The 503-nt window shown below is 73.0% G+C and carries 1 protein-coding gene; it reads left to right on the forward strand.

The window, feature by feature from the left end; translation table 11 throughout:
- Nucleotides 1-62: 62 nt before the first annotated feature.
- Nucleotides 63-503 (forward strand): hypothetical protein (locus ACK4SE_RS14405; protein ID WP_409694104.1); only part of this gene is annotated, 441 nt, incomplete at its 3' end.

The raw sequence follows: 503 nt of genomic DNA on the forward strand, positions 1-503 counted from the left end.
CGAGCGACTTCCCGCGCGCCATCGCAGACTATTCCGCTGCGCGGGCGTTGGAGGAGTTTTCCTTGCTATTCGCCGCCGCCAATCCTGCTGGCACCGCTGCTGCAGCTGTTGAGCCTGCCCGCTCGCCGATTGTGGCTACTTCACAGAAGCAGCAGCAGCACCAGCACGTGAGCGCAGGCGCGGGCCCGCACGCGCCCACCAGCGCGCGAACCAAGGCGGCAGCGCGACCCTCGCACAAGCCGCTGCGCGCGGCGTCGGCACCGGCGCGTCGCGGCCCCGCGCTGTCCACAGTAGAGAGCGCCACCAGCGGCAGCGCGCGGCACGAAAGCGCCGCCAGCGGCAGCGATGGCGGCGGCCGGGACGACAACGATGGCGACAGCAGCAGCAGCGGCGGCGGCGGCGGTGGCGGCGGCGGCGGCGGCGGTGGTGGCGGCAGTGATGACAGCGATGATACAAGCTCAACCGGCGCAGGCTCCGGCACGCGGCCGGGGGGCGACGAAGGT

The sequence above is a fragment of the Brevundimonas sp. genome (assembly GCF_046293315.1).
In the GTDB taxonomy this organism is placed as follows: Bacteria; Pseudomonadota; Alphaproteobacteria; order Caulobacterales; family Caulobacteraceae; genus Brevundimonas.